Annotated in this window: 15 protein-coding genes and 1 pseudogene; 7 read left to right on the top strand and 9 right to left on the bottom strand. The window is 68.9% G+C overall.

Annotation, left to right across the window (positions count from 1 at the left end):
* The 3 genes from I71_RS15555 to I71_RS15545 all read right to left on the bottom strand — a co-directional run.
* Window positions 1-618, bottom strand: a 618-nt coding sequence (locus tag I71_RS15555) for a YgjV family protein (RefSeq protein WP_083897185.1), incomplete at its 3' end; no start/stop codon positions are given.
* A gap of 408 nt (window positions 619-1,026) precedes the next feature.
* The gene (locus I71_RS40595; protein WP_042695755.1) at window positions 1,027-1,590 is read right to left on the bottom strand and encodes a cold-shock protein; all 564 of its coding nucleotides are present in this window, start codon (window positions 1,588-1,590) and stop codon (window positions 1,027-1,029) included.
* A gap of 266 nt (window positions 1,591-1,856) precedes the next feature.
* Window positions 1,857-2,963, bottom strand: coding sequence for an alkene reductase (locus I71_RS15545; RefSeq protein ID WP_042695754.1), 1,107 nt, complete (start codon window positions 2,961-2,963; stop codon window positions 1,857-1,859).
* A 194-nt stretch (window positions 2,964-3,157) separates the two neighbouring features.
* On the opposite strand from I71_RS15545, the gene I71_RS15540 reads away from it, so the two are divergent.
* Window positions 3,158-3,922, top strand: coding sequence for a histidine phosphatase family protein (locus I71_RS15540; protein WP_042695753.1), 765 nt, complete (start codon window positions 3,158-3,160; stop codon window positions 3,920-3,922).
* A 24-nt stretch (window positions 3,923-3,946) separates the two neighbouring features.
* Complete coding sequence (locus tag I71_RS15535; protein WP_244433861.1) at window positions 3,947-4,870, top strand: NAD(P)H-hydrate dehydratase; 924 nt, start codon at window positions 3,947-3,949, stop codon at window positions 4,868-4,870.
* Between the two features lie 3 nt (window positions 4,871-4,873).
* Here the strand turns inward: I71_RS15535 and I71_RS15530 are convergent, their stop codons facing one another.
* Entirely contained in the window at window positions 4,874-5,602 is a 729-nt protein-coding gene (locus I71_RS15530; RefSeq protein ID WP_042695752.1) for a ribonuclease T2, read from the bottom strand.
* 145 nt (window positions 5,603-5,747) lie between these two features.
* Between I71_RS15530 and aat the strand changes: the two genes are divergently transcribed.
* Together aat and I71_RS15520 are read left to right on the top strand one after the other, a co-directional pair.
* The gene (aat, locus tag I71_RS15525; RefSeq protein ID WP_042695756.1) at window positions 5,748-6,401 is read left to right on the top strand and encodes a leucyl/phenylalanyl-tRNA--protein transferase; all 654 of its coding nucleotides are present in this window, start codon (window positions 5,748-5,750) and stop codon (window positions 6,399-6,401) included.
* A 133-nt stretch (window positions 6,402-6,534) separates the two neighbouring features.
* Window positions 6,535-8,082 (top strand): hypothetical protein, encoded by a 1,548-nt coding sequence (locus I71_RS15520; protein WP_042695751.1) that lies wholly within the window; start codon window positions 6,535-6,537, stop codon window positions 8,080-8,082.
* On the opposite strand, the pseudogene I71_RS15515 reads toward I71_RS15520, so the two are convergent.
* The 4 genes and pseudogenes from I71_RS15515 to I71_RS15500 form a co-directional block, all read right to left on the bottom strand.
* A pseudogene (locus tag I71_RS15515) lies at window positions 7,980-9,090 on the bottom strand (anhydro-N-acetylmuramic acid kinase). The gene I71_RS15520 and the pseudogene I71_RS15515 sit on opposite strands and share 103 nt — an antisense overlap.
* A gap of 38 nt (window positions 9,091-9,128) precedes the next feature.
* Window positions 9,129-9,992 carry a hypothetical protein gene (locus I71_RS15510; RefSeq protein WP_042695750.1) on the bottom strand — a complete coding sequence of 288 codons (864 nt, stop codon included), beginning with the start codon at window positions 9,990-9,992 and terminating at the stop codon, window positions 9,129-9,131.
* A 215-nt stretch (window positions 9,993-10,207) separates the two neighbouring features.
* Entirely contained in the window at window positions 10,208-10,672 is a 465-nt protein-coding gene (bcp, locus tag I71_RS15505) for a thioredoxin-dependent thiol peroxidase (RefSeq protein WP_042695749.1), read from the bottom strand.
* Entirely contained in the window at window positions 10,669-13,743 is a 3,075-nt protein-coding gene (locus I71_RS15500; RefSeq protein WP_148294252.1) for a bifunctional [glutamine synthetase] adenylyltransferase/[glutamine synthetase]-adenylyl-L-tyrosine phosphorylase, read from the bottom strand. Before I71_RS15500 ends, bcp begins: the two co-directional genes overlap by 4 nt.
* Before the next feature lie 264 nt (window positions 13,744-14,007).
* Here I71_RS15500 and I71_RS15495 point away from each other — a divergent pair, with 264 nt between their 5' ends.
* Window positions 14,008-17,730, top strand: coding sequence for a DUF3971 domain-containing protein (locus tag I71_RS15495; protein ID WP_042695748.1), 3,723 nt, complete (start codon window positions 14,008-14,010; stop codon window positions 17,728-17,730).
* Window positions 17,731-17,776: 46 nt separating this feature from the next.
* Here I71_RS15495 and tyrS read toward each other — a convergent pair whose 3' ends face one another.
* Window positions 17,777-19,045, bottom strand: a complete 1,269-nt coding sequence (gene tyrS, locus I71_RS15490; RefSeq protein ID WP_042695747.1) for a tyrosine--tRNA ligase — start codon at window positions 19,043-19,045, stop codon at window positions 17,777-17,779.
* Between the two features lie 374 nt (window positions 19,046-19,419).
* Between tyrS and bfr (I71_RS15485) the strand changes: the two genes are divergently transcribed.
* Both bfr (I71_RS15485) and bfr (I71_RS15480) read left to right on the top strand, forming a co-directional pair.
* Window positions 19,420-19,902, top strand: a complete 483-nt coding sequence (bfr, locus tag I71_RS15485; RefSeq protein ID WP_042695746.1) for a bacterioferritin — start codon at window positions 19,420-19,422, stop codon at window positions 19,900-19,902.
* A gap of 14 nt (window positions 19,903-19,916) precedes the next feature.
* Window positions 19,917-20,330: a bacterioferritin gene (bfr, locus tag I71_RS15480; protein WP_280109880.1), complete on the top strand. Its 414-nt coding sequence runs from the start codon at window positions 19,917-19,919 to the stop codon at window positions 20,328-20,330.
* The last annotated feature ends 60 nt before the right edge of the window (window positions 20,331-20,390 follow it).

Raw genomic sequence — 20,390 nt, 5'->3', positions numbered from 1 at the left:
TGGTTGACGGTCATGACAGCTTCGCCTCCCCGCTGTTGACGGCATTGGTGTTGGTGGGGCGGTCGGTGACGATGGTGGCGCCATCCCGGTGCCGCGCAGCAGCATCCAGGCATTGACGACGATCCCGGTCACGTCCGAGATCATGCCCGGCACCGATCCCACCAGACTGTTGTGCATGAACCAACAGGGCAAAGCCACCAGCATGGTGCCGCGGAAGTGGGCAATCTGGATCTGATAGCGCGCAATACTGATCAACGCCATCCCCGCGGCGGCGAAGGCGGAGGGCAAGCCGGTCCAGGTCAGGGCCATCACGGCGGCAATCACCGGCAGGATCAGCAGATAGACGATGCGGAAGGCCGGCCGGGTGCCGATCGCCAGGGCCGCAGCCACCTGGAGCGCCGCAAGCCCGTTCAGCGCCGCGGCCGTCGGGGCGCCGACCATGGCGAAATGCAGGGAGAAGCACAGGCAGGGCACCAGCTGAACCAGCAGCATGCCGGTGCGGCTGCGGAAGAAGGGCCAGAGCATGCCGCCGAGCGTGCCGCAAAGGCCGACGAGCTGTGCCACGGACCAATCGCCGCCTTCAGCGGCCGAAAGCAGGTCGGTCAGCAACTCGCTCATGCTGGATTGCGCCTTCGACAGCCTGGGGCAGCAGAGAGGAGAACAGCATGCCGGCGGAAGAAATCGGCCCGCAATCAGCGCCGGCCGCCCCGGAGGGCGGCGCCAACAAGACGGACATACCGAATGGAAAGAGCGGAAGACACACGCAACGAACAGCCGGGCCGAACTGGAGCCACGGCCGGATCACTCACGAGCCAGGACCGCAAAAGCAGCTGAAAAAAAGACAGGAACGCACGGCGCCCCCGAAGAGAGGCACCGTGCGCTGAAAGTCCGGACTCTCACCGGGAAGCCCGGAGCCAAATCGGCTCGGGGCCTCGTCAGGCTTTTCAGCCAAGCGGAGCCGGCCGAAGCAGCGTGCGTCCGGAGAGAACGCAAGCCGTACGGCCGAGGCCCGGATAATCCGGAGCCTTACAGGTACTCGACCTTGCCCGCTTCCGGACCCTTCTGGCCCTGGCGAACGGTGACGCGCACCTGATCGCCTTCCTGAAGGGTCTGCATGCCCGAACGGCGCAGCACGTTGACGTGGACGAAGACGTCCTTGCCACCGGTGCTGGGCGTGATGAAGCCAAAGCCCTTGTCGGCATTGAACCACTTCACGGTGCCGTCGACCTCTTCGCCACCGGCGCCGCCGGCATCGTAGCCGCCGCGGTCATAGCCGCCACGGTCGAAGCCACCGGTCGTCCGCGGACGGGCCGAACGCTGAGCGGTCGACGTATCGACCGTGTGGATGGAGGCCACCTGCGGACCCTTCGGCCCACGGGCCAGGTCACAGGTGATGGTGGTGCCTTCGTCCAGCGCGTCGTAGCCGGCGGCCTGAACCGCAGAGACGTGCAGGAAGGCATCGGGCGAACCGTCCTCAGGCGACACGAAGCCGAACCCCTTGGTGGGGTTGAACCACTTCACGGTGGCGGTGACGTTGGACTTGGTGATCTCGGGAGCGCGGAAGCCCTGGCGGGGCGGGCGGTCGAACATGTGTCTTCAAGCTCATAGAGTGTGCCGAATGTCTTTTGTCACAGGGTTCCGGTCCCAGGTCAAGCCTTCCAAAGGCAAGATGGCCGAATCGCCGCTAAATGCCCCACCCCAGGCTTACGCTTCCCCGCCCGGAAGCCCCGCGTCCACGCCCGGGCGGATCGGAAACGGCACCGAAGTGCCGCCCCACCCCCCGCTTTCGGCACCCCCGTACCACCGCGGAAGGCGCGACTCGGAGCGCTTTTGCACGCGCGCCGTGCGCCGCCGGATCAGGCGGCCGACTCGTTCAAGGTGGGATAATCGGTGTAGCCGTGCCGGTCGCCGCCATAGAAGGTCTTCTGGTCCGGCTCGGCCAGCGGGGCGTCGATGCGCAGCCGCTCCACCAGATCGGGGTTGGCGATGAAGGGCCGGCCGAAGGCGATCATGTCGGCATGGCCGCTCGCCGTCGCCTGGATCGCCATGGCACGGTCATAGACGTTGTTGGCCATGTAGCGGCCGGTGTAGAGCGCGCGCAACTCCGCCAGCTGCCCGCCGAATCCGGGATGTGGACCGCGGGTCACGCCCTCGATCATGTGCAGATAGGCGAGGCCATAATCGTTGAGGCGGCGGATCACCGGGCTGAAGGTGCCGACCGGGTCGCTTTCCCGGGCATCGTTGGCCGGGCTCAGCGGCGACAGGCGGATGCCGACCCGGTCGGCCCCGGCCTCCGCCACCACGGCGTCCAGCACCTCGAACAGGAAGCGGGCGCGATTCTCGACGGAGCCGCCATAGGAGTCGGTGCGCTTGTTGGTGCCGTCGCGCAGGAACTGGTCGATCAGATAGCCGTTGGCGGCATGCACCTCGACCATGTCGAAGCCGGCGGCCAGCGCGTTGCGGGTCGCCCGGCGGTAATCCTCGACGATGCCCGGAAGCTCCGCCGCATCGAGCGCGCGCGGGGTCGGAATATCCTTGAAGCCGTCGACGGTGAAGGCCTTCATCTCCGGCTTGACCGCCGAGGGCGCCACCGGCAGGGCACCGCCCGGCTGCAGATCGGGATGGGAGATGCGGCCGACATGCCAGAGCTGAAGGCACATGTGCCCGCCCTTGGCATGCACGGCGTCGGTCACCAGCCTCCAGCCCGCCACCTGCTCCGCGCTGTGGATGCCGGGGGTGTAGGCATAGCCCTTGCCCTGCGGCGAGATCTGCGTCGCCTCGGCGACGATCAGGCCGGCGCTGGCGCGCTGGGCGTAGTACTCGGCGTTCATCGCGGTCGGCACGCCGGTGGCGTTGTCGGTGCGGCTGCGGGTCAGCGGAGCCATGGCAATGCGGTTGGGCAGGGTATAGCGCCCGATCGTCACCGGCTGGAACAGGGGGGCCGCGTCCTGGCTGTCCGTCATGTCCGATCCATTCTGCTAATTGGCAACTGGAGAGGAAAGTGTGGCCCGGCTGAAGCCCCCGGCAAGGTGCCGCTGCGCAGCAGCGGTCAGATGGACAGCATGGCTGCCATACCGAGCTCGGCTCGGCAACGGGACCTTTCGGGTTCCCCAGCGGTTATTCCCGGCAGTTTCGCCCACCGAAAACGGGATCGCCGATGCAACACCCCTGGCCCGACCGCCTCTGGATCGTCCGCCACGGCGAGAGCGCCGGAAACGTCGCCCGCGACGCCGCCCATGCCGCCGGACTCAGCCGGATCGACATCGCCGAGCGCGACGTGGACGTTCCGCTCAGCCCGCTGGGCGAACGGCAGTCCGATGCGCTCGGCCGCTGGTTCGCCGCCATGCCGGCGGTGGAGCGGCCGGACGTGGTGCTGACCTCGCCCTACCGGCGGGCGATGCGCACGGCGGAACGGCTGCACCAGTCGGGCGGGCTGCCGGTCCATCCCGGCGACTTCGTGATCGACGAGCGGCTGCGCGAGAAGGAATTCGGCGTGCTCGACCGGCTGACCACCGCCGGCATCCGTCAGGAATTCCCCGAACAGGCCGAGTTCCGCCGCCTGCTGGGCAAGTTCTATCACCGGCCGCCGGGGGGCGAGAGCTGGTGCGACGTGATCCTGCGGCTGCGCAGCGCGCTCGACACCGTCAGCCTGCATCATGGCGGCCGGCGGGTGCTGATCGTCGGGCATCAGGTGGTAGTGCTGTGCCTGCGCTATCTGCTGGAGAATCTGACGGAGGAGGAGATCCTGGCCATCGACGCCGCCGGCGACGTCGCCAACTGCTCCGTCACCGAATACCGCTTCGATGCCAAGGCCGGGCCGCGCGGCGGGCTGCTGCTGCACCGCTACAATTTCGTCGCCCCGCTGGAGGAGGCCGGCGCCCCGGTCACCGCCGAGCCGGATGCCGCCGTTGCCGCCCGTTGAGGAGATGCGGCTGAGGAGAAACGATTGAGCACCCAAACAGACGAAATCCCCGTCACCGCCGACCTTCTGCGCCGCATGCCCCTGCCCCAGCCGGACGGTGACGGCGACAAGGAGACCCGCGGCCGGGCGCTGGTGGTGGCAGGCAGCGTGCCGGTGCCGGGCGGCGCCCTGCTGGCGGGGATCGGCGTGTTGCGGGCCGGCGCCGGCAAGCTGCAGATCGCCACGGTCGGCAGCGTCGCCCCTCATCTGGGCCTCGCGCTGCCGGAAGCCCTGGTCGCCGGTCTTCCGGAAACCGCCGACGGCGGTATCGCGCCCGAGTCGGCCGGGGCGCTGGCCGAGCGCGCCTCGCGCTGCGACACCGTGCTGATCGGTCCCGGCATGATGGACGGGCCGGCGGTGGCGAAGCTGACCGCGACGCTGTTGACCCGCCTGGAATTGGGCGAAAACGGGCCAAGGATAGTGCTGGACGCCGGTGCGCTGGCCGGGCTGGGACGCGACCCGGTACCGCTGCACCGGCATGACGGCCGCATCGTCGTCACCCCCCATGCCGGCGAAATGGCCGGGTTGCTCGGCTGCTCCCGCGACCGGGTGGATGCCGACCCGCTCGGCTGCGCCCGGGAGGCGGCAGCCCGGCTGAAGGCGGTGGTGGCGCTGAAGGGGGGGTGCACCCGCATCGTCGCCCCCGACGGCCGCGCCTGGGCCTATCGCGGCGGCACGGTGGGGCTGGCAACCTCCGGCTCCGGCGACACGCTGGCCGGCATCGTCGCCGGACTGTTGGCGCGCGGCGCCAGCCCGGAGCAGGCCGCCATCTGGGGCGTCTGCCTGCATGGCGAAGCCGGCAACCGCCTGACCGGCCGCATCGGCCCGCTGGGCTTCCTCGCCCGCGAATTGCTGGCGGAGATCCCGGCGGCGATGGCGGCACTGGCAAGCGAACCGGACGGCCGTTGAATCTCAGCGCACCGGAGCGCTGGCCGGCGCCGGCGGCAGGGCCGGGATTGCGGGAGGCGTCGTGCTGCGGCGGGGCTGCGACGGCGCCACATCGGCTGACAGGGCGGCATCACGGTCGCGGCAGCGGTCGACCACCTTCTGGCCGCAGGCGACGAAGCCCAGATCCTTGTTCAGGCAGATCCGGACCTCCGACACGTCGCGGCGGGAGCAGACGACCGCCACCCCCTCCGCCGTCAGGCCGGGATTGGCGTCGAGGAACAGCCGCTCGACCTGGGTTGCCGGCACGGTGGGGCCGGGCGCCTTCAACTGCCCCGGAATCGCCACCTTGGCGGCGGCGCCGCGCAGCTTGGCGAAATAATCGGTGGCGTTCAGGCCGGAGCAGGTCCCGTGCTTGCGCCATTCATGCATCATCAAGCCGACGCTGGGCATCACCGGCATGGTCTGGTCCAGCACCGCCTTCGGCAGGTTGCGGTCGCGGGTGCAGGTGGCGGGATAGCTGCCGTCATTGTACTGCGGCCACAGGCCATGGACGACGAAGCCGTATTTGCGGTCGCCGCACTGGTCGGGGTCGGGGCCGTTCCTGTCGCGGGCGCAATAGGTCGGCGTCCAGGACAGCGACAGGATGTAATAATCGAAATTGCCCGGCTCCGCCCGCCTCTGCGCCCAGGACGGACCGGCGATGAACAGTCCGGCAACCAGGGCGGACAGGAGGACGGCGGCAGCGCTTCTCATGGCGTTCTTCCCCACATATGTACTTCCTTGCGTTGCATACCATGGAAGGAGGTTGCTGTCGCGGGGTCTCGACACCAGTATCACTCATCCATCCTTCGGCCGGACGCCCGCGCGTTCCGTCCCATCAGCGGGTATAGTGACCGGCATGTTCACCCTGTCCGCCCCGATCCTGCTGCGCGCCTACGCCGCCGGCATCTTCCCGATGGCCGAAAGCGCCGAATCGCGGGAGCTTCATTGGTTCGACCCGGAACGCCGCGGCATCCTGCCGCTGGACGGCTTCCATGTGCCGCGCAGCCTGCGCAAGACGCTGCGCCGCTGTCCGTTCGAGTTGCGGTTCGACAGCGCCTTCCGCGCCGTGATCGAGGGCTGCGCCGAGGCGACGGAGGACCGGCCGAAGACCTGGATCAACGACGATATCGTCCGCCTCTATGGCGACCTGTTCGATTCCGGATTCGCCCACAGCGTCGAATGCTGGCGTGACGGCCGGCTGGTCGGCGGGCTGTATGGGGTGGCGATTGGCGGCGCCTATTTCGGCGAGAGCATGTTCAGCCGCGAGACCGGGGCCAGCAAGGTGGCGCTGGTCCATCTGGTCGCCCGGCTGCGCGCCGCCGGCTTCGCCCTGCTCGACACCCAGTTCGTGACCGAGCATCTGAGCCGGTTCGGCGCCGTCGAGATACCGCGCAACGAATACCGCCGCCGCCTCGCCGCGGCGATGGAGCGCAAGACCGATTTCCGCGGGGTCGACCAGCCGGCGGCGCTGGACGAGCTGCTGGAGCCGGCCGGCACGGTACACCCATAGACAGGCACCCTGCCGCCAGGGGTTATGCCGGAAGGGTCTGCCCAGGCCCCTCCCCTACCACCCCGGATCCATTGTGCGCTGCAGCGGGGGTAGCCATCCTCGGGCCATCCCCTGCCATGGCTGGAAGGCGCCCATGCGCTTCTGGAAGAATTCCCGGGTTCCGCCCGTCCTGACCATCGTCCTGGCCGGCCTCCTGATCGGCGCACCGCTGCTGGTGCTGAACGGCTTTCCGCTGACCTTCGACGACACGCCCGGCTATCTGGAGCCGGCCTTCAACATCCTGCATCGGGCGGCCCAGCCGGCCTGGACGCCGCCGCCGGACCTCTCGCCGCACGGCCCCGCCTCGGCCAACATCTTCTTCCTGCGGCCCTTCGGCTACATGCTGTTCCTGCTGCCCTTCGCCAGCGGCTGGGGCGTGTGGCTGATCCCGCTAGGCCAGGGGATTCTTGCGGCGGCGGTCCTGCGGGCGGCCCTGACTGCGGCGGGTGCGCCGGGCCGGCCGGGACTGTTCCTCGGCATCGCCGCGGTTCTGGGGCTGACCACCAGCCTGCCGCTGCATGTGGCGACGATCATGCCGGACTTCCTGACCGGGCTGGTGATCCTGCTGGTCTATGTCGTCGTCCTGCGCTGGCCGGCGCTGACCGTCTTGCAGCGGTTGCTGACCGTTGCGGCGCTGACCGGCATGATCGTCTGCCATCTCAGCCATCTGGCGATCCTGGGCGGGATGATCGTGCTGCTCGGGGTCTGGGCTCTGTGGCACGACCGCGCCATGCTGCGCTCGCTGGCCTGGGGGGTGCTGCTGCCGATGGTGCTGGCGGTCGGGCTGCTGAGCGCCTCCAACCTGCTGACCGCCGGCCGGCCGGTGCTGTCGGAAAGCTCCCCGGTTTTCCTGCTGGCCCGGCTGATCGGCGACGGTCCGGCCCGCGACTACCTGGCCGGCGCCTGCCGCAGCCGCGACTATCTGCTGTGCGGCAGCCTGGACAGTCTGGACCGCAGCGCGCCCGGCTATGTCACTTCCGACTATTTCCTCTGGCATCCCGATGGCGCCCGCCGCCGCTTCGGCGATCAGCCGCGCTTCGTGGCCGAAGCGGCGGAAATCGCCCACAACACCATCGCCAGCCGCCCGGCCGCGGTCGCCGAACATGGGCTGGCGAACGCCGCCGGCCAGTTCGTCGAGGTCCAGCCCGACGACACGCTGGACGATCCGGTCAAGCCGCTGACCCGTCGCCTGTTCAGCCGCTTCCCCGCACCGGTCTATGGCGCCTTCGACCAGTCGCTGCAGACGCAGGGGCGTTTCCCCCGCGACGGTTTGGCGCTGCTCCAGGGTCTATCCCTGTCGCTCGGCGTGCTGGGGCTGACCGCCCTTGGGCTGAGGCGCTGGAGTCGGGTCGACGGTCGGGTGCGGATGCTGCTGCTGGTGATCGGACTGGGTCTGACGCTGAACGCCTTCGTCACCGGCGGGCTGTCAGCCGTCCATGACCGCTATCAGAACCGCGTGATCTGGCTGATTCCCTTCGCAGCATTGGTTCTGCTGGCCACCGCCCGCAGCCGCGACGTCTTGCCCGCCAATCGGAAAAATCAGGCGACGGGATGGAACACACCGCCACGCATCGGCTCCGGCACGCCAGTGGTCGCCGGCAGGCTGAGCGGCAGTCCCAGCCGGCTGCGCACGGCGAGATAGCCGAAGGCCTGCGCCTCCAGCGCGTCGCCGTCCCAGCCGACGAGATCGGCCGGCTCGACCGGCACGCCGAGCCGGTCGGCCAGCATCGCCATCAGCGTGGCGTTGTGCCGCCCGCCGCCGCAGACCAGCCAGCGCAGCGGCGGGGCCGGCAGGTGGGGCACGACACGGGCGACCGATTCGGCCGTGAAGGCGGTCAGGGTCGCCGCCCCGTTCTCTGGCGACAAGGCCGCCACCGGCGCCGGGTCGAAGGCGTCCCGGTCCAGCGATTTGGGCGCCGGGCGGCTGAAATAGGGATGGGCCAGCAATGCCGCCAGCGCCGTATCGTCCACCCGGCCCGCCGCCGCCAGCGCCCCGCCGGCATCGAAGCGGCCGAGTCCATGGCGCAGCACCCAATCGTCGATCAGGGCATTGCCCGGCCCGGTGTCGCAAGCGACGACCTCGGCCTCCCCCTCCACCGGCTCGGGGTCCGATCCAGCTGACATTGGCGACACCGCCGATGTTGAGGACGGCAAGCGGGCGCGGCAACCCATGGGCCAGCGCCCGATGGACCAGCGGGACCAGCGGCGCCCCCTGCCCGCCCGCGGCCACATCGGCGCCGCGGAAATCATCGACCACGGCGATGCCGGTCGCCGCAGCAAGACGGGCGCCATCGCCGATCTGGCGGGTGATCCTCCGGTCGGGGTCATGGTGGATGGTGTGGCCGTGGAAGCCGATCAGCTCGACCGCCGCCGCCGCGACGCCCGCCTTGTCGAGCAGGCGATGCACCGCGTCGGCATGAGCATCGGTCAGGTCACGCTCGACCTCCGCCACCGGTCCGTTGTTGCCGGTCTGGCCGAGACAGCCGCGCAGCCGGGTCCGGAAGGCGTCGTCATAGGGGATGGTCAGGAAGTCGAGCGCCTCCACCCGGTCGCGGCCGTCGGTACGCAGCAGGGCGGCGTCGATGCCGTCCATCGAGGTGCCGCTCATCAGGCCGACGACCGTACGCAGCCCGTCCTTCGCTTCCATCATCGCTCCGCATCCCCCGTGACGATGCGGACCACTCTAGCTCAGCTGAGCCAAAGCTGCAGCATCAGCCGCTCGCGGCTGACCGGCGGGGTGGCGCGATGGTAGCAGGAGGTATCCTCCAGGAAGCCGGTGCCGGCCGGCCCCTCCACCACCAGGGCGCGGTCGCGGGCGAAATGGGTGAACAGCTGCTCGTCGCGGACGTTGGCCGAGCCCATCAGCATGCGCAGCGGCTTGCCGTGATGGCTGCCACGGACCAGCGCATGCTCTCCGGCGCCCGGTCCGACATCGGTCAGGTAGAACTGGGCCGAACAGAAATGGAAATCATGGACGTCGAAATGCCAGTCGATGGTCTGGCCGAGGTGGCGGCGCTCGTCGTCGGTGGCGTCGGTGACGAAGCTCCAGAACAGGCGCGGAATGATCTTGGTGGCGGGGAAGCCCAGGAACCTGCCGGCACACTCCATCAGCAGCGGATCGCGGCAGACCCGGCGCACCGCCGGGCAATCCAGCGGATCGGGGACGATGCCCATCACCGCGGGCGATCCATCCTCCAGCCGCCCGTTGCGGACAGTGTGGCGATGGAAGACGCGGTCGTCGCGCAGCCGCCGCTGCAGGGGAGAGTGGGTGGCGAACTCCACCATCTCCACCACCATCGACCGGGGCAGGTCGAAGCCGAACGCGATCGAGTCGCGCCGCAGGTCGGCCAGCGCACGCTCCACCGTCTGGCCGGCGAACAGGGTGGCCGGCAGCGGGGGCAAGGCGATGGGCGGGCCGGCCGGCGCCCGCTGGCGCGACCGGGGGGACAGGCGGCGCAGGGCACTGTAGCCGCGCCGAACCGACTCGAATCGGCCCAGCGCATAGTGAAGCTCTCCGGCGACGAGGCGCCGGGCAATGTTCGCAACGTTCATGGCATGTGCATCCCTGGGGGCAGCCGAAGGACCAACCGCGGTGGGTTGCGCGGCCTCTGGTGCCGGAATGCACGAAGTGTAGGCAGGTTTGGGGCAATTCTAAAAATACCCTTGTGGCGTACGCCCACACGCCAGGGGAATAGCCGGGCCGGCAGAGCGTCCTTCCCCTACGGTCGAAGCCGGGAGAAAAAGGCGCCCTGCCTTCCCGTCAGAGATTACAGCGCCTGCACGGCCTTCAGCACCGCGGCGACATGGCCGGTGACCTTCACCTTGCGCCAGACATTGCGGACGACACCGTCCTTGTCGATCAGGAAGGTGGCGCGGTCGATGCCCATGTACTTGCGGCCATACATGCTCTTCTCGACCCAGGTGCCATAGGCCTCGCAAACGGCGCCGTCGGTGTCGGAGGCCAGGGTGAAGGTCAGCTCGTGCTTGGCCTTGAACTTGTCGTGGCTGGCGACGCTGTCCTTGGAGACGCCGATCACCACCGCGTCGATGGCGGAGAAGTCGGGCAGCTGGTCGCGGAAGCCGCAAGCCTCCGAGGTGCAGCCCGACGTGTCGTCCTTCGGGTAGAAATACAAAACCACCGGCTTGCCGCGCAGGGCCGACAGCGTGACGCTGCCCCCGCCGTCGGTCGGCATGGTGAAATCCGGGGCGGGCGTTCCGACGTCTACGGTCATGGCTGCTTGACGATCCTTCTTCTTGCCGGCGGGGGAAGCATGTCCTCAGGCCGGAGGGGTGGCGGTGGGTGGAGCAAGACGGCTTGCCGGTTCCTCGACCAGGGTCTTGAATGACCATGGGCGCGGGCGGCGACGGCACGGATTCTGTGGTCCAGTTCGGGGAAGTCAACAGCGCCGGGCTCACGCTCGCCCTGAAAGTCGGCAGGAAAGGCGGCGCGGACCAGCCCGGCCAGCAGGCTGGGCGATACCTGGTCGGGGTCGAGCACCCCGGCGGTGGTCAGCCGCAGGAAGCCCTGCACCCGCCGCCACAGCCGCAGCGTCGCCTCCAGCTCCTCCGCCACCTCCTCCGTCAGCGTCCCTGTCCGGGCGGCGCATCCCAGCGCCTTGGCGGTGCCGATGTGCAGGATGTCCGGCCGCTCATGGCCGAAGCGCAATTGCAGGTACTGGGTGATGAACTCGATGTCGATCAGGCCGCCACGGGCGTATTTGACGTTCCAGACATTGGTCGTCCCGAACTCCTTCTCGATTCGCCGCCGCATGTCGGCGACGTCCCGCAGCAGCCGGTCGGCATCGCGCGGCGCCGTCAGGACGGAGCGGATCGCCGCCGACACCCGCCCGGCCAGCGCCGGATCGCCGCCGATCACGCGGGCGCGGGTCAGGGCCATGTGCTCCCAGGTCCAGGCGTCGGTCGCCTGATACTTGACGAAGGCGTCCAGCGAGGTGGCGAGCGGGCCGGCATTGCCCGACGGGCGCAGCCGCATGTCGACCTCATAGAGCCGCCCGTCCCCCATCGGCGCGGTGATGGCGTTGGTCAGCCGCTGGGTCAGCTTGATGTAATACTCGTTGGGCGACAGCGGCTTGACACCGTCGGACAGCCGCGGCCCACCGCCGCCCTGGCCGGACGCCACGTCGTAGATGACGATCAGGTCGATGTCCGACGTGATCGTCAGCTGCCGGCTGCCCAGCTTACCCATCGCCACCACCACCCAGGCGCCGCCGGGAATATGGCCGTGGCGCTGGGCGAACTCCTCCTCCACCCGGCGGGCAAGGTCGGGGACGACGATATCGGCCAGATCGGCCAGGAAGGCGCCGCAGCGGTCGCCGTCGGTGATGCCGCGCAGGATGTGCACCCCGGCACGGAAGCGCTGGTCGTTGGTCCAGCGCCGCGACAGGGTCAGCGCGTCCTCGAAATCGCGGGCCGTCGCCATCACGCGGGCGTGGTCGTCGGCCAGCCCGTCCTCCTTGCCCGGCAGCGGGTCGAAGAAGTCGGGCGACAGCACGGCATCGAGCAGCGACGGGTTGCGCGACAGGGTGTGCGCCATCTGCGGCGCGATGCCCATGATCTCCGCCACCAGCTCCAGCAGCCAGGGATTGGCGACGAACAGCGAGAACAGCCCGACACCGGCCGGCAGCTTGCCGAGGAAATCGTCGAAGTTCATCAGCGCCGAATCGGGGGCGGGCGTCTTGGCCAGGGCGCTCAGCAGGGCCGGCGTCAGCTCCGTCAGCAACTCGCGCGCCCGGCCCGACCGCGTGGCGCGGTAGCGGCCGCGATGCCAGGCCGACACCACGCTGATGACGCGGGCCGGATCGGCGAAGCCCATGCCTGTCAGCGTCTCCACCGTGCCGGGATCGGGGTCGGTGCCGGTGAAAACGAGATTGCCGGGGCCGGAGAGCGACGGCGCCTCCTCGAACAGCTCGGCATAGCGGTCCTCGACCTGCCCCAGAGTCGCCAGCAGCTCCGCCCGGAACGCGGCGGGGTCGTCATAGCCGAGGAAGGTCGCCAGATGCGCCACCCCGGCATCGTCGGCGGGAATACGGTGGGTCTGCTGGTCGTCGATCATCTGGATCCGATGTTCGACACGGCGCAGGAAATGATAGGCCCCGGCAAGCTCCTCCACCGTCTGCGGCGGCACCCGTCCGACGTCGCGCAACGCCTCGTTCGCCATCAGGGTCGGGGCGATGCGCACGCGCGGGTCGCGGCCGCCGAAGATCAGCTGCTGGGTCTGGGCGAAGAACTCGATCTCGCGGATGCCGCCGCGGCCGACCTTGATGTCGTGGCCGTTGACCGTCACCTCGCGATGTCCCTTATGGGCATTGATCTGGCGCTTGATCGAGTGGATGTCCTGGATGGCGGCGAAATCCAGGTTGCGGCGCCAGACGAAAGGCTCCAGGAAACGAAGGAAGGAGGCGCCGGCCTCCGGATCGCCGGCGATGGGGCGGGCCTTGATCATGGCCGCGCGCTCCCAGTTCTGGCCGACGCTGCCGTAATAAATTTCGGCCGCGGAGACGGAAACTGCCAGCGGCGTGGCGCCCGGATCCGGCCTAAGCCGAAGGTCGGTGCGGAAGACGTAGCCGTCCTTGGTCCGTTCATCCATAATGCGGACAAGATCGCGTGCGAGCCTGATGAAGGTTCGCGCGAGGTTGTCCGGCTGGGGCGTCTGCACAACAGCGTCGTCGTACAGGACGATCAGGTCGATGTCGCTGGAATAGTTGAGTTCGCGCCCGCCAAGCTTGCCCATGCCCAAAACGATCAGGCCCGAACCGACCCACGGTCGCTGCGGATCCGGCAGCGTCAGCGTCCCCGCCTCCCCGGCGCGGCGCAGCAGGAAATTCGCGGCCAGCCGGACCCCCGTCTCCGCCAGCTCCGACAGGGCGCCGGTGACGCGGAACAGCGGCCACGCCCCGACGATGTCGGCCAGCGCGATCAGCAGCGCCGCCCGCCGCTTCGCCACCCGCAGGCCGGCCATCAGCCGGTCCATCGATTTCTCCTCGCCATGCTCGGCGTGGAGCGAGGAAATCAGCGCGGCGAAAGTGGCGTCGAAGCCGTCCTGCACGGTCCGCGCGACGAAGGGCAGCTCCCGCGTCAGGCTATGGCCGAGATACGGGCTGTTGCCGCACACCGCCTCGATCAGCGCCCGCCCGCTGTCCGTCTCGGCGAAGGCCTCCGCCCAGACGCGGATCTCCGGCTCCGCCGCGGCGGCCTGCTGGCGCCAGCGCTCCATCCCCAGCGCCGCCTGCGCGCTGTCGAAGGGCTTCGGCAAGGGGCTTGAGAACACGATGGTGCTGGGCATGACAGCGGTCTTTCCTGCTCAAATCATAGGCAGAAAGCTGCACGTCTCGGGCATGAAGGTCAATCGGGCCGATTCGCGCTTGTCTTCTTCTCCCCCCTCTCCCCCCCGGGGAGAGGGTCGGGGTGAGTGGGATGCACTGCGTGGGGCTGGTGAAAGAGCAAGCAGTTCGCGTTCCTTGAACATCCTCGCCTTGCCTCCCCCTCACCCTAACCCTCTCCCCGGGGGGGAGAGGGGATTGTTTCCCACATCCCAGGCCGGTGCTCGATGATCCGACGCACCGCGAAGATTCTCGTCCTGACGCTGACCGGGCTTGGCGCCATGGCCCTGATGGCCGGCGGCCTGTTCGCCTGGAGGCTGTCACAGGGGCCGATCGCGCTCGACCCGCTGATTCCCTACGTCGAACGGGCGCTGAGCGACCGCGACGGCCGGTTCCAGGTCGACATCGGCGAACTGGTCCTGTCGCTGGAAGAGGAGGACGGGCTTGACGGAGCCGACCGCCGTCTCGACCTGCGCGCCCGGCGGGTGCAGGCGCGGAATGCCGATGGGGCGGAGCTGGCGGCGGTGCCCGAGATGGGCATCGGCTTCTCCATCCCGGCCCTGTTCCGCGGCACGCTGTCCCCGACACGCCTCGATCTGGTCCGGCCGCGCCTGTCCATTCTGCGCCGGGCCGACGGCAGCCTCGCCTTCGATGTGCGGGCCGACGCCGAGTCCGCGCGCAAGCCCGACGACGGCAGTCCCGACCTGGTGGACGAGGCGATGGACAGCCTGCGCCGCCCGCCCGACATCGACCGGCCGCTGGGGCTGCTGCGCCGGCTGTCGGTGATAGGGGCCGACCTGCGGGTCGAAAACCGCATGCTCGACCTGTCCTGGCATGCCACCCGCGCCGACGTGGTGCTGACCCGCGACGACAATGGGGCCCGGGGTCGCGCCCGTGTGATCCTGGACCTCGGCAATACCGGCGGAGCGGCGGCGGCACGCGCCGTGACCCTCGCCGCCGCCGGCCGCTACAACATCGCCGACAACACCAGCGACCTGACCCTGTCCTTCGACGGGCTGGACCCTGCCTCCCTGGCGCAGATCGGGCCGGCCCTGACACCGCTGTCGGCGGTGACGCTGCCGCTGTCCGGCACGGTCACGGCACGGCTCGACCAGCGCTTCGAGCCGCTGACGGCGGACATCAACCTGCGCGGCGGCGCCGGCACCATCGCCCTGCCCGCCCTGGGACCGGAGCCGGCCGCCGTGCAGAGCTTCGCCTTGCGCGGCGCCCTGGATGTGCCGGGCCGGCGTCTGCGGATCGGGGATCTGTCGCTGACGGCGGCGGCGGGCGGCAGGCCGCTGGCACTGAGCGGTCGGGGGGACCTGGCGGAGACCGAGCATGGCCGTGACATCCAGGCCAGCCTGTCGCTGACCGCCGGCGGCCGTACCGCCGGGCTGGAGCTTTCGGGACGGCAGGAGCCGGGCAAGGACGGCCGGGCGGCGGCAAAGCTGACCGGCTTCACCCCCGCCGCCATCGCCGGTCTCGCGCCGCTTCTGGAGCCGCTGAAAGCGGCGGAGCTGCCGTTGTCGGGCACGGTGGAGGTCGCCTTCGATTCGTCGCTGCAGCCGACCGGCGGCGCGGCGGACATCGCCGCCGGCCGCGGCCGGCTGCTGCGCCCGGACCTGTTCGAGGGGCCGGTGCCGGTGGAGTCGGCCCGGCTGCGCCTGCATGGCGACCGCGACCGCATCGAGCTGGACGGGTTCAGCGCCGTGCTGGGCGAGGCGGGCGGGCCGCAGCCACGGGTGGAGGCCTCGGCCACCGCCCGGCGCCAGGGCGACCGCATGCTGGTGGAGACGCAGGCGACCGCCCTTGGCGTGGCGCTGGACGAGTTGCGCCGCTACTGGCCGACGAGCGCCGGGGCCAATGCGCGCGAGTGGGTGACCCGGAACCTCTCACATGGAACGGTGACCCAGGCGCGGGCGGAAGCGGCGCTGTCCGTGCCGCTCGACGGGCAGGGAATGCCGTCGGGAGAGCCGGAACAGACCCGTTTCCTTGCCACCATCGCCGGCGACGACGTCAGCGTCCGCTATTTCCACAACCTGACGCCGGTCACCGGCGCGGCCCTGGAGGCGACGACCGACGGCAAGACCTTCACCGTCCTGACGAGGGGCGGCCGGATCGCCGATGCCAAATCGGGCGACATCGAGGTCGGCGACGGCAAGGTGGTGATCGGCGGGCTGGACATCGGCAAGGAGACGATGGACATCCGCCTGCCGGTCCAGGGACCGGTGCGGTCCATCCTGACCCTGATCGACATGCCGCCGCTGGGCTATCCTACCAAGCTGGAGATGGACCCGAAGCGCACCCAGGGCACGGCCGAGGCGCAACTGCATTTTGCCTTCCCGCTGCTGGCCGACCTGAAGGTGGAGCAGCTCGACCTCGACGTGACCGGCAAGCTGCACAAGGTCGGGGTGGAGAAGGTCGCGGCCGGGCTGAACGCCACCGACGGCGAGCTGTCGCTGGCGCTCGACCTCAAGGCGATGCAGATCAAGGGCACCACCAAGCTGGACGGCATTCCCGTCGCCATCGACTGGACCGAGTCCTTCGACAGTGCCGCCAAGGGGCCGCGCACCCGCATCGCGGTGAAGGGCGACGCCACCGCCGACGACCTGCGCGCCCACGGCATCGACCTGGAGGACCGCGTGCAGGGTCCCTTCGGCGCCGACATCCTGTTCACGGTCGACCGCAAGCACAAGCTGCTGCTGACCGGCAATCTGAACCTGGAGAAGACCCGGCTGTCGATCGAGGAGCTGGGCTGGGCCAAGCCCGCCGGCAAGCCGGGCACCGGCAAGCTGACGCTGGAGTTCGACAAGGACCGGCCGACCCGGATCAGCAACCTGACCGTCGATGCCGGCGGGCTGAAGGCCGTCACCAACCTGGAGCTGGCCGATGGCGGCAAGCGGGTGGCGCGGGTGCAGACCCCCAGCTTCAAGCTGGGCCAGACCGATCTGCGCGCCGACCTGACCGTGCTGCCTCCGGCGAAGCCCGGCGGTCCGGCAGGCGGCTATGCCGGCACCATAAGCGGCGCCAGCCTGGACGCCCGCGGCCTGACCGGCAAGACGCCGTCGGGCGAGGGCGCGGTGGCCCCGCCGCCGAAACAGCCGCCATCCGCCACCGACGACGGCCGCAAGACGCCGCTGGACCTTGCCATCAAGTTCGATTCCGTGGTCTTCGGCGACAGCCGGCGGCTGCGGCAGGTGGCGGGAACCATGAAGCGGGACGCCACCGCCTGGACCCTGCTGGACCTCGCCGGCCGCAGCGACGGCGGCGGCGTGTCGCTGAAATGGCGGCCGGGTCCGCAGGGTGTCTACGACCTTGCCGTCGCCGCCGACGATCTCGGGTCGGCCTTGCAGGCGATGGACCTGAACGACCGCATGCGCGGCGGACGGCTGACCCTGACCGGCCGGTCGGCGGCACCGCGGGCCGATGCCGCCATCGTCGGCAAGGCGGAGATCCGCGACTACACGCTGATCGACGTCCCGGCCCTGGCCCGCATCCTGAACGCCATCTCGCCGTCCGGCTTCGCGGAGTTGCTGGGTGGCGGCAAGGGCATCGCTTTCGGTCGGATGTCGGCGGATTTCCGCAAGGAGGGCCGTCTGCTGACCCTGAAGGATCTGCGGACCTCCGGCTCGGCACTGGGCCTGACGCTGGAGGGCCAGATCGACCTGGAGACGGAGACCGCCAACCTCAAGGGCACCATCGTCCCGGTCTATGGCCTGAACCGCCTGATCGGACAGATCCCGCTGCTGGGCGACGTGCTGAGCGGTGGCGAGGGCCAGGGCATCTTCTCCGCCACCTGGCATGTCCAGGGACCGCTGTCCGACCCCGACGTGTCGGTCAACCCGCTGGCGGTGCTGGCGCCGGGCTTCCTGCGCAACCTGTTCTTCCTGGGCGGCGACGGCACGCCGATGCCGGACACCAAGCCGCCGCCTGAAGCGCATACCCGATAAGGGGCGCGGTGGGCGGGGCGCTTCCGCGCCCCCCCTCGCCTCTTCCTTACCCCACCTTCACCAGCGCGTGGCGCTTCTTGCCGGCGCTGAGCTTCACCACACCGTCGGCATTCAGGTCCGCCGTGGTCGCCTTGGCCGTCTCGTCGGCAATCGGCCCGTCGTTCAGCTTGGCGCCGCCGCCTTTGATCAGCCGGCGCGCCTCGCCCTTCGACGCGGCCAGACCGGCCGACACCAGCAGGTCGACCACCGGCAGGCCGGCCTCCAGATCGGCGCGGGCGACCTCGATGCTCGGCAGACCCTCGGCCGCGGCCCCTTCCTCGAAGGCGCGGCGCGCCGTCTCGGCCGCCTCCAGAGCGGCCTCCTCGCCGTGGGCGAGCTTCGTCACCTCGTTGGCGAGGATCTTCTTGGCCTCGTTGATCTCCGCGCCCTGCAGGCTTTCCAGCCGGGCAACCTCGTCCAGCGGCAGTTCGGTATAGAGACGCAGGAAGCGGCCGACATCGGCATCCTCGGTGTTGCGCCAGTACTGCCAGAAATCGTAGCTGCCGAGCTTGTCGGCGGTCAGCCAGATGGCACCGGCCGCCGTCTTGCCCATCTTGGCGCCCGACGATGTGGTCAGCAGCGGCGTGGTCAGACCGAACAGGTCGGCGCCGTCGGTGCGGCGGCCGAGTTCGACGCCGTTGACGATGTTGCCCCATTGGTCCGACCCGCCCATCTGCAGCGTGCAGCCATGGCGACGCTTCAGCTCCACGAAGTCATAGGCCTGGAGAATCATGTAGTTGAATTCGAGGAAGGTCAGCGGCTGCTCGCGATCCAGCCGCAGCTTGACCGATTCGAAGCTCATCATCCGGTTGATGGTGAAATGGCGGCCGATGTCGCGCAGCAGCGGGATGTATTTCAGCTCGTCCAGCCAGTCGGCGTTGTTCGCCATCACCGCGTCGGTCGGACCGTCCCCGAAGGTCAGGTAACGGCCAAAGATGCGCTTGATGCCCGCCATGTTGTTGGCGATGACCTCGTCGGTCAGCAGCTGGCGCGCTTCGTCCTTGCCCGACGGATCGCCGATCTTGGTGGTGCCGCCGCCCATCAGCACGATGGGCTTGTGGCCGGTCTTCTGCAGCCAGCGCAGCATCATGATCGGCAGCAGGCTGCCGACATGCAAGGAATCGGCGGTGCAGTCGAAGCCGATATAGGCGACGATCGGCCCCTTCTGCGCACGCTCGTCCAGCGTGGCGAGATCGGTGCACTGGTGGATGAACCCGCGCTCCTGAAGGGTGCGCAGGAACTCCGAGGCGGGAGCCGAGGGGGTGGTCGTCGTCATGGCCGCAATCCGGCTGTCGTTGGAATGAAGGGCGGAGAAATCCCGCGGTCTGTTAGCACGGAACGGCCCCTGCCTCAATGCGGCGGCCCCGATTGCCGCGGGTGGGACCGTCCGCTCTGCCGCTCAATCATCGCTGCACCGCCGCAAGTCAAAACCCGCAAAACGCGACGGGGAATTCGCTGGAATCCTCTCCTGTCGCAATTGACATTGATTCGCAAAACTGGAGTTCGGCCTTGACTGCATTTTGGGCAGGCCACCCACCCCAATTGATAGTGACTATCAACTACATCGTTGTTTCAAATAGAGATTTTTATTGTGCGAGTCCTTCGGCTGTGCCAAGGTGCGACAAATCGTCTATTTCGGAGCACCCAATCATGCAAGGCGATCAAGGGGTCCTGGACCGTTTGAACAAGCTGCTCACCGGCGAGCTGAGCGCCGCCGACCAGTATCTCTCCCATGCGCGCACCATGGAAGACATGGGCCTCAAGGCGCTGAGCGAACGCATCTCGCACGAGCGGGTGGAAGAGCTTGAGCATGCCGACAAGCTGATCCGCCGCATCCTGTTCCTTGAAGGCACCGCCGACGTCGCCAGCCGCGATCCGATTCACATCGGCAAGACCGTGCCGGAGATGATGCGCAACGACCTGAACCTCGAATATGAGGTGGTCGCCGCGCTGAAGGAAGCCATCGCCTATTGCGAGCAGGTGAAGGATTACGACACCCGCCGTATCCTGCTGGAACTGCTGGTCGACACCGAGGAAGATCACGCCCACTGGCTGGAACAGCAGCTTGGCCTCATCGACATGCTCGGCCTGCAGAACTACCTGCAGTCGGCCATGGGCGGCTTCCCCACCTGAGCGGAGGACGGATCATGAAAGGCAACAGCGACGTCATTGCCCAGCTTCAGATCGTCCTGAAGGACCAGCTGACGCAGATCAACCAGTATTTCCTGCACGCCCGCATGCTGAAGAACTGGGGCGTCAAGGCACTGGGCAAGTGGGAGTATCACGCCTCCATCGAAGTGATGAAGAGCGCGGACGAGATCATCGAACGCATCCTCTTCATCGAGGCGATCCCCAACCTCCAGGATCTCGGCAAGCTGCGCATCGGCGAGGACGTGCCGGAGATCCTGGCCAGCGACCTCGCCGCCGAGCAGGAGGCCCGCGACCGCATCGCCGCCGCCATCGCCGTGTGCGAGGAGAAGGCCGATTACGTGTCGCGCGACGAGCTGTCCGAGCTGCTGGAAGAGTCGGAAGAGCGCATCGACTATCTGGAAACCAGCTGAGCCTGATCGACGACATCGGTCTGCCCACTACATCCAGTCGGCGATGGGCGAGATCAAGGA

Origin of the sequence: Azospirillum sp. B506 (assembly GCF_000333595.1) — a bacterium.
Lineage (GTDB): Bacteria > Pseudomonadota > Alphaproteobacteria > Azospirillales > Azospirillaceae > Azospirillum.
This window is presented reverse-complemented; position numbering and strand designations above follow the sequence as displayed.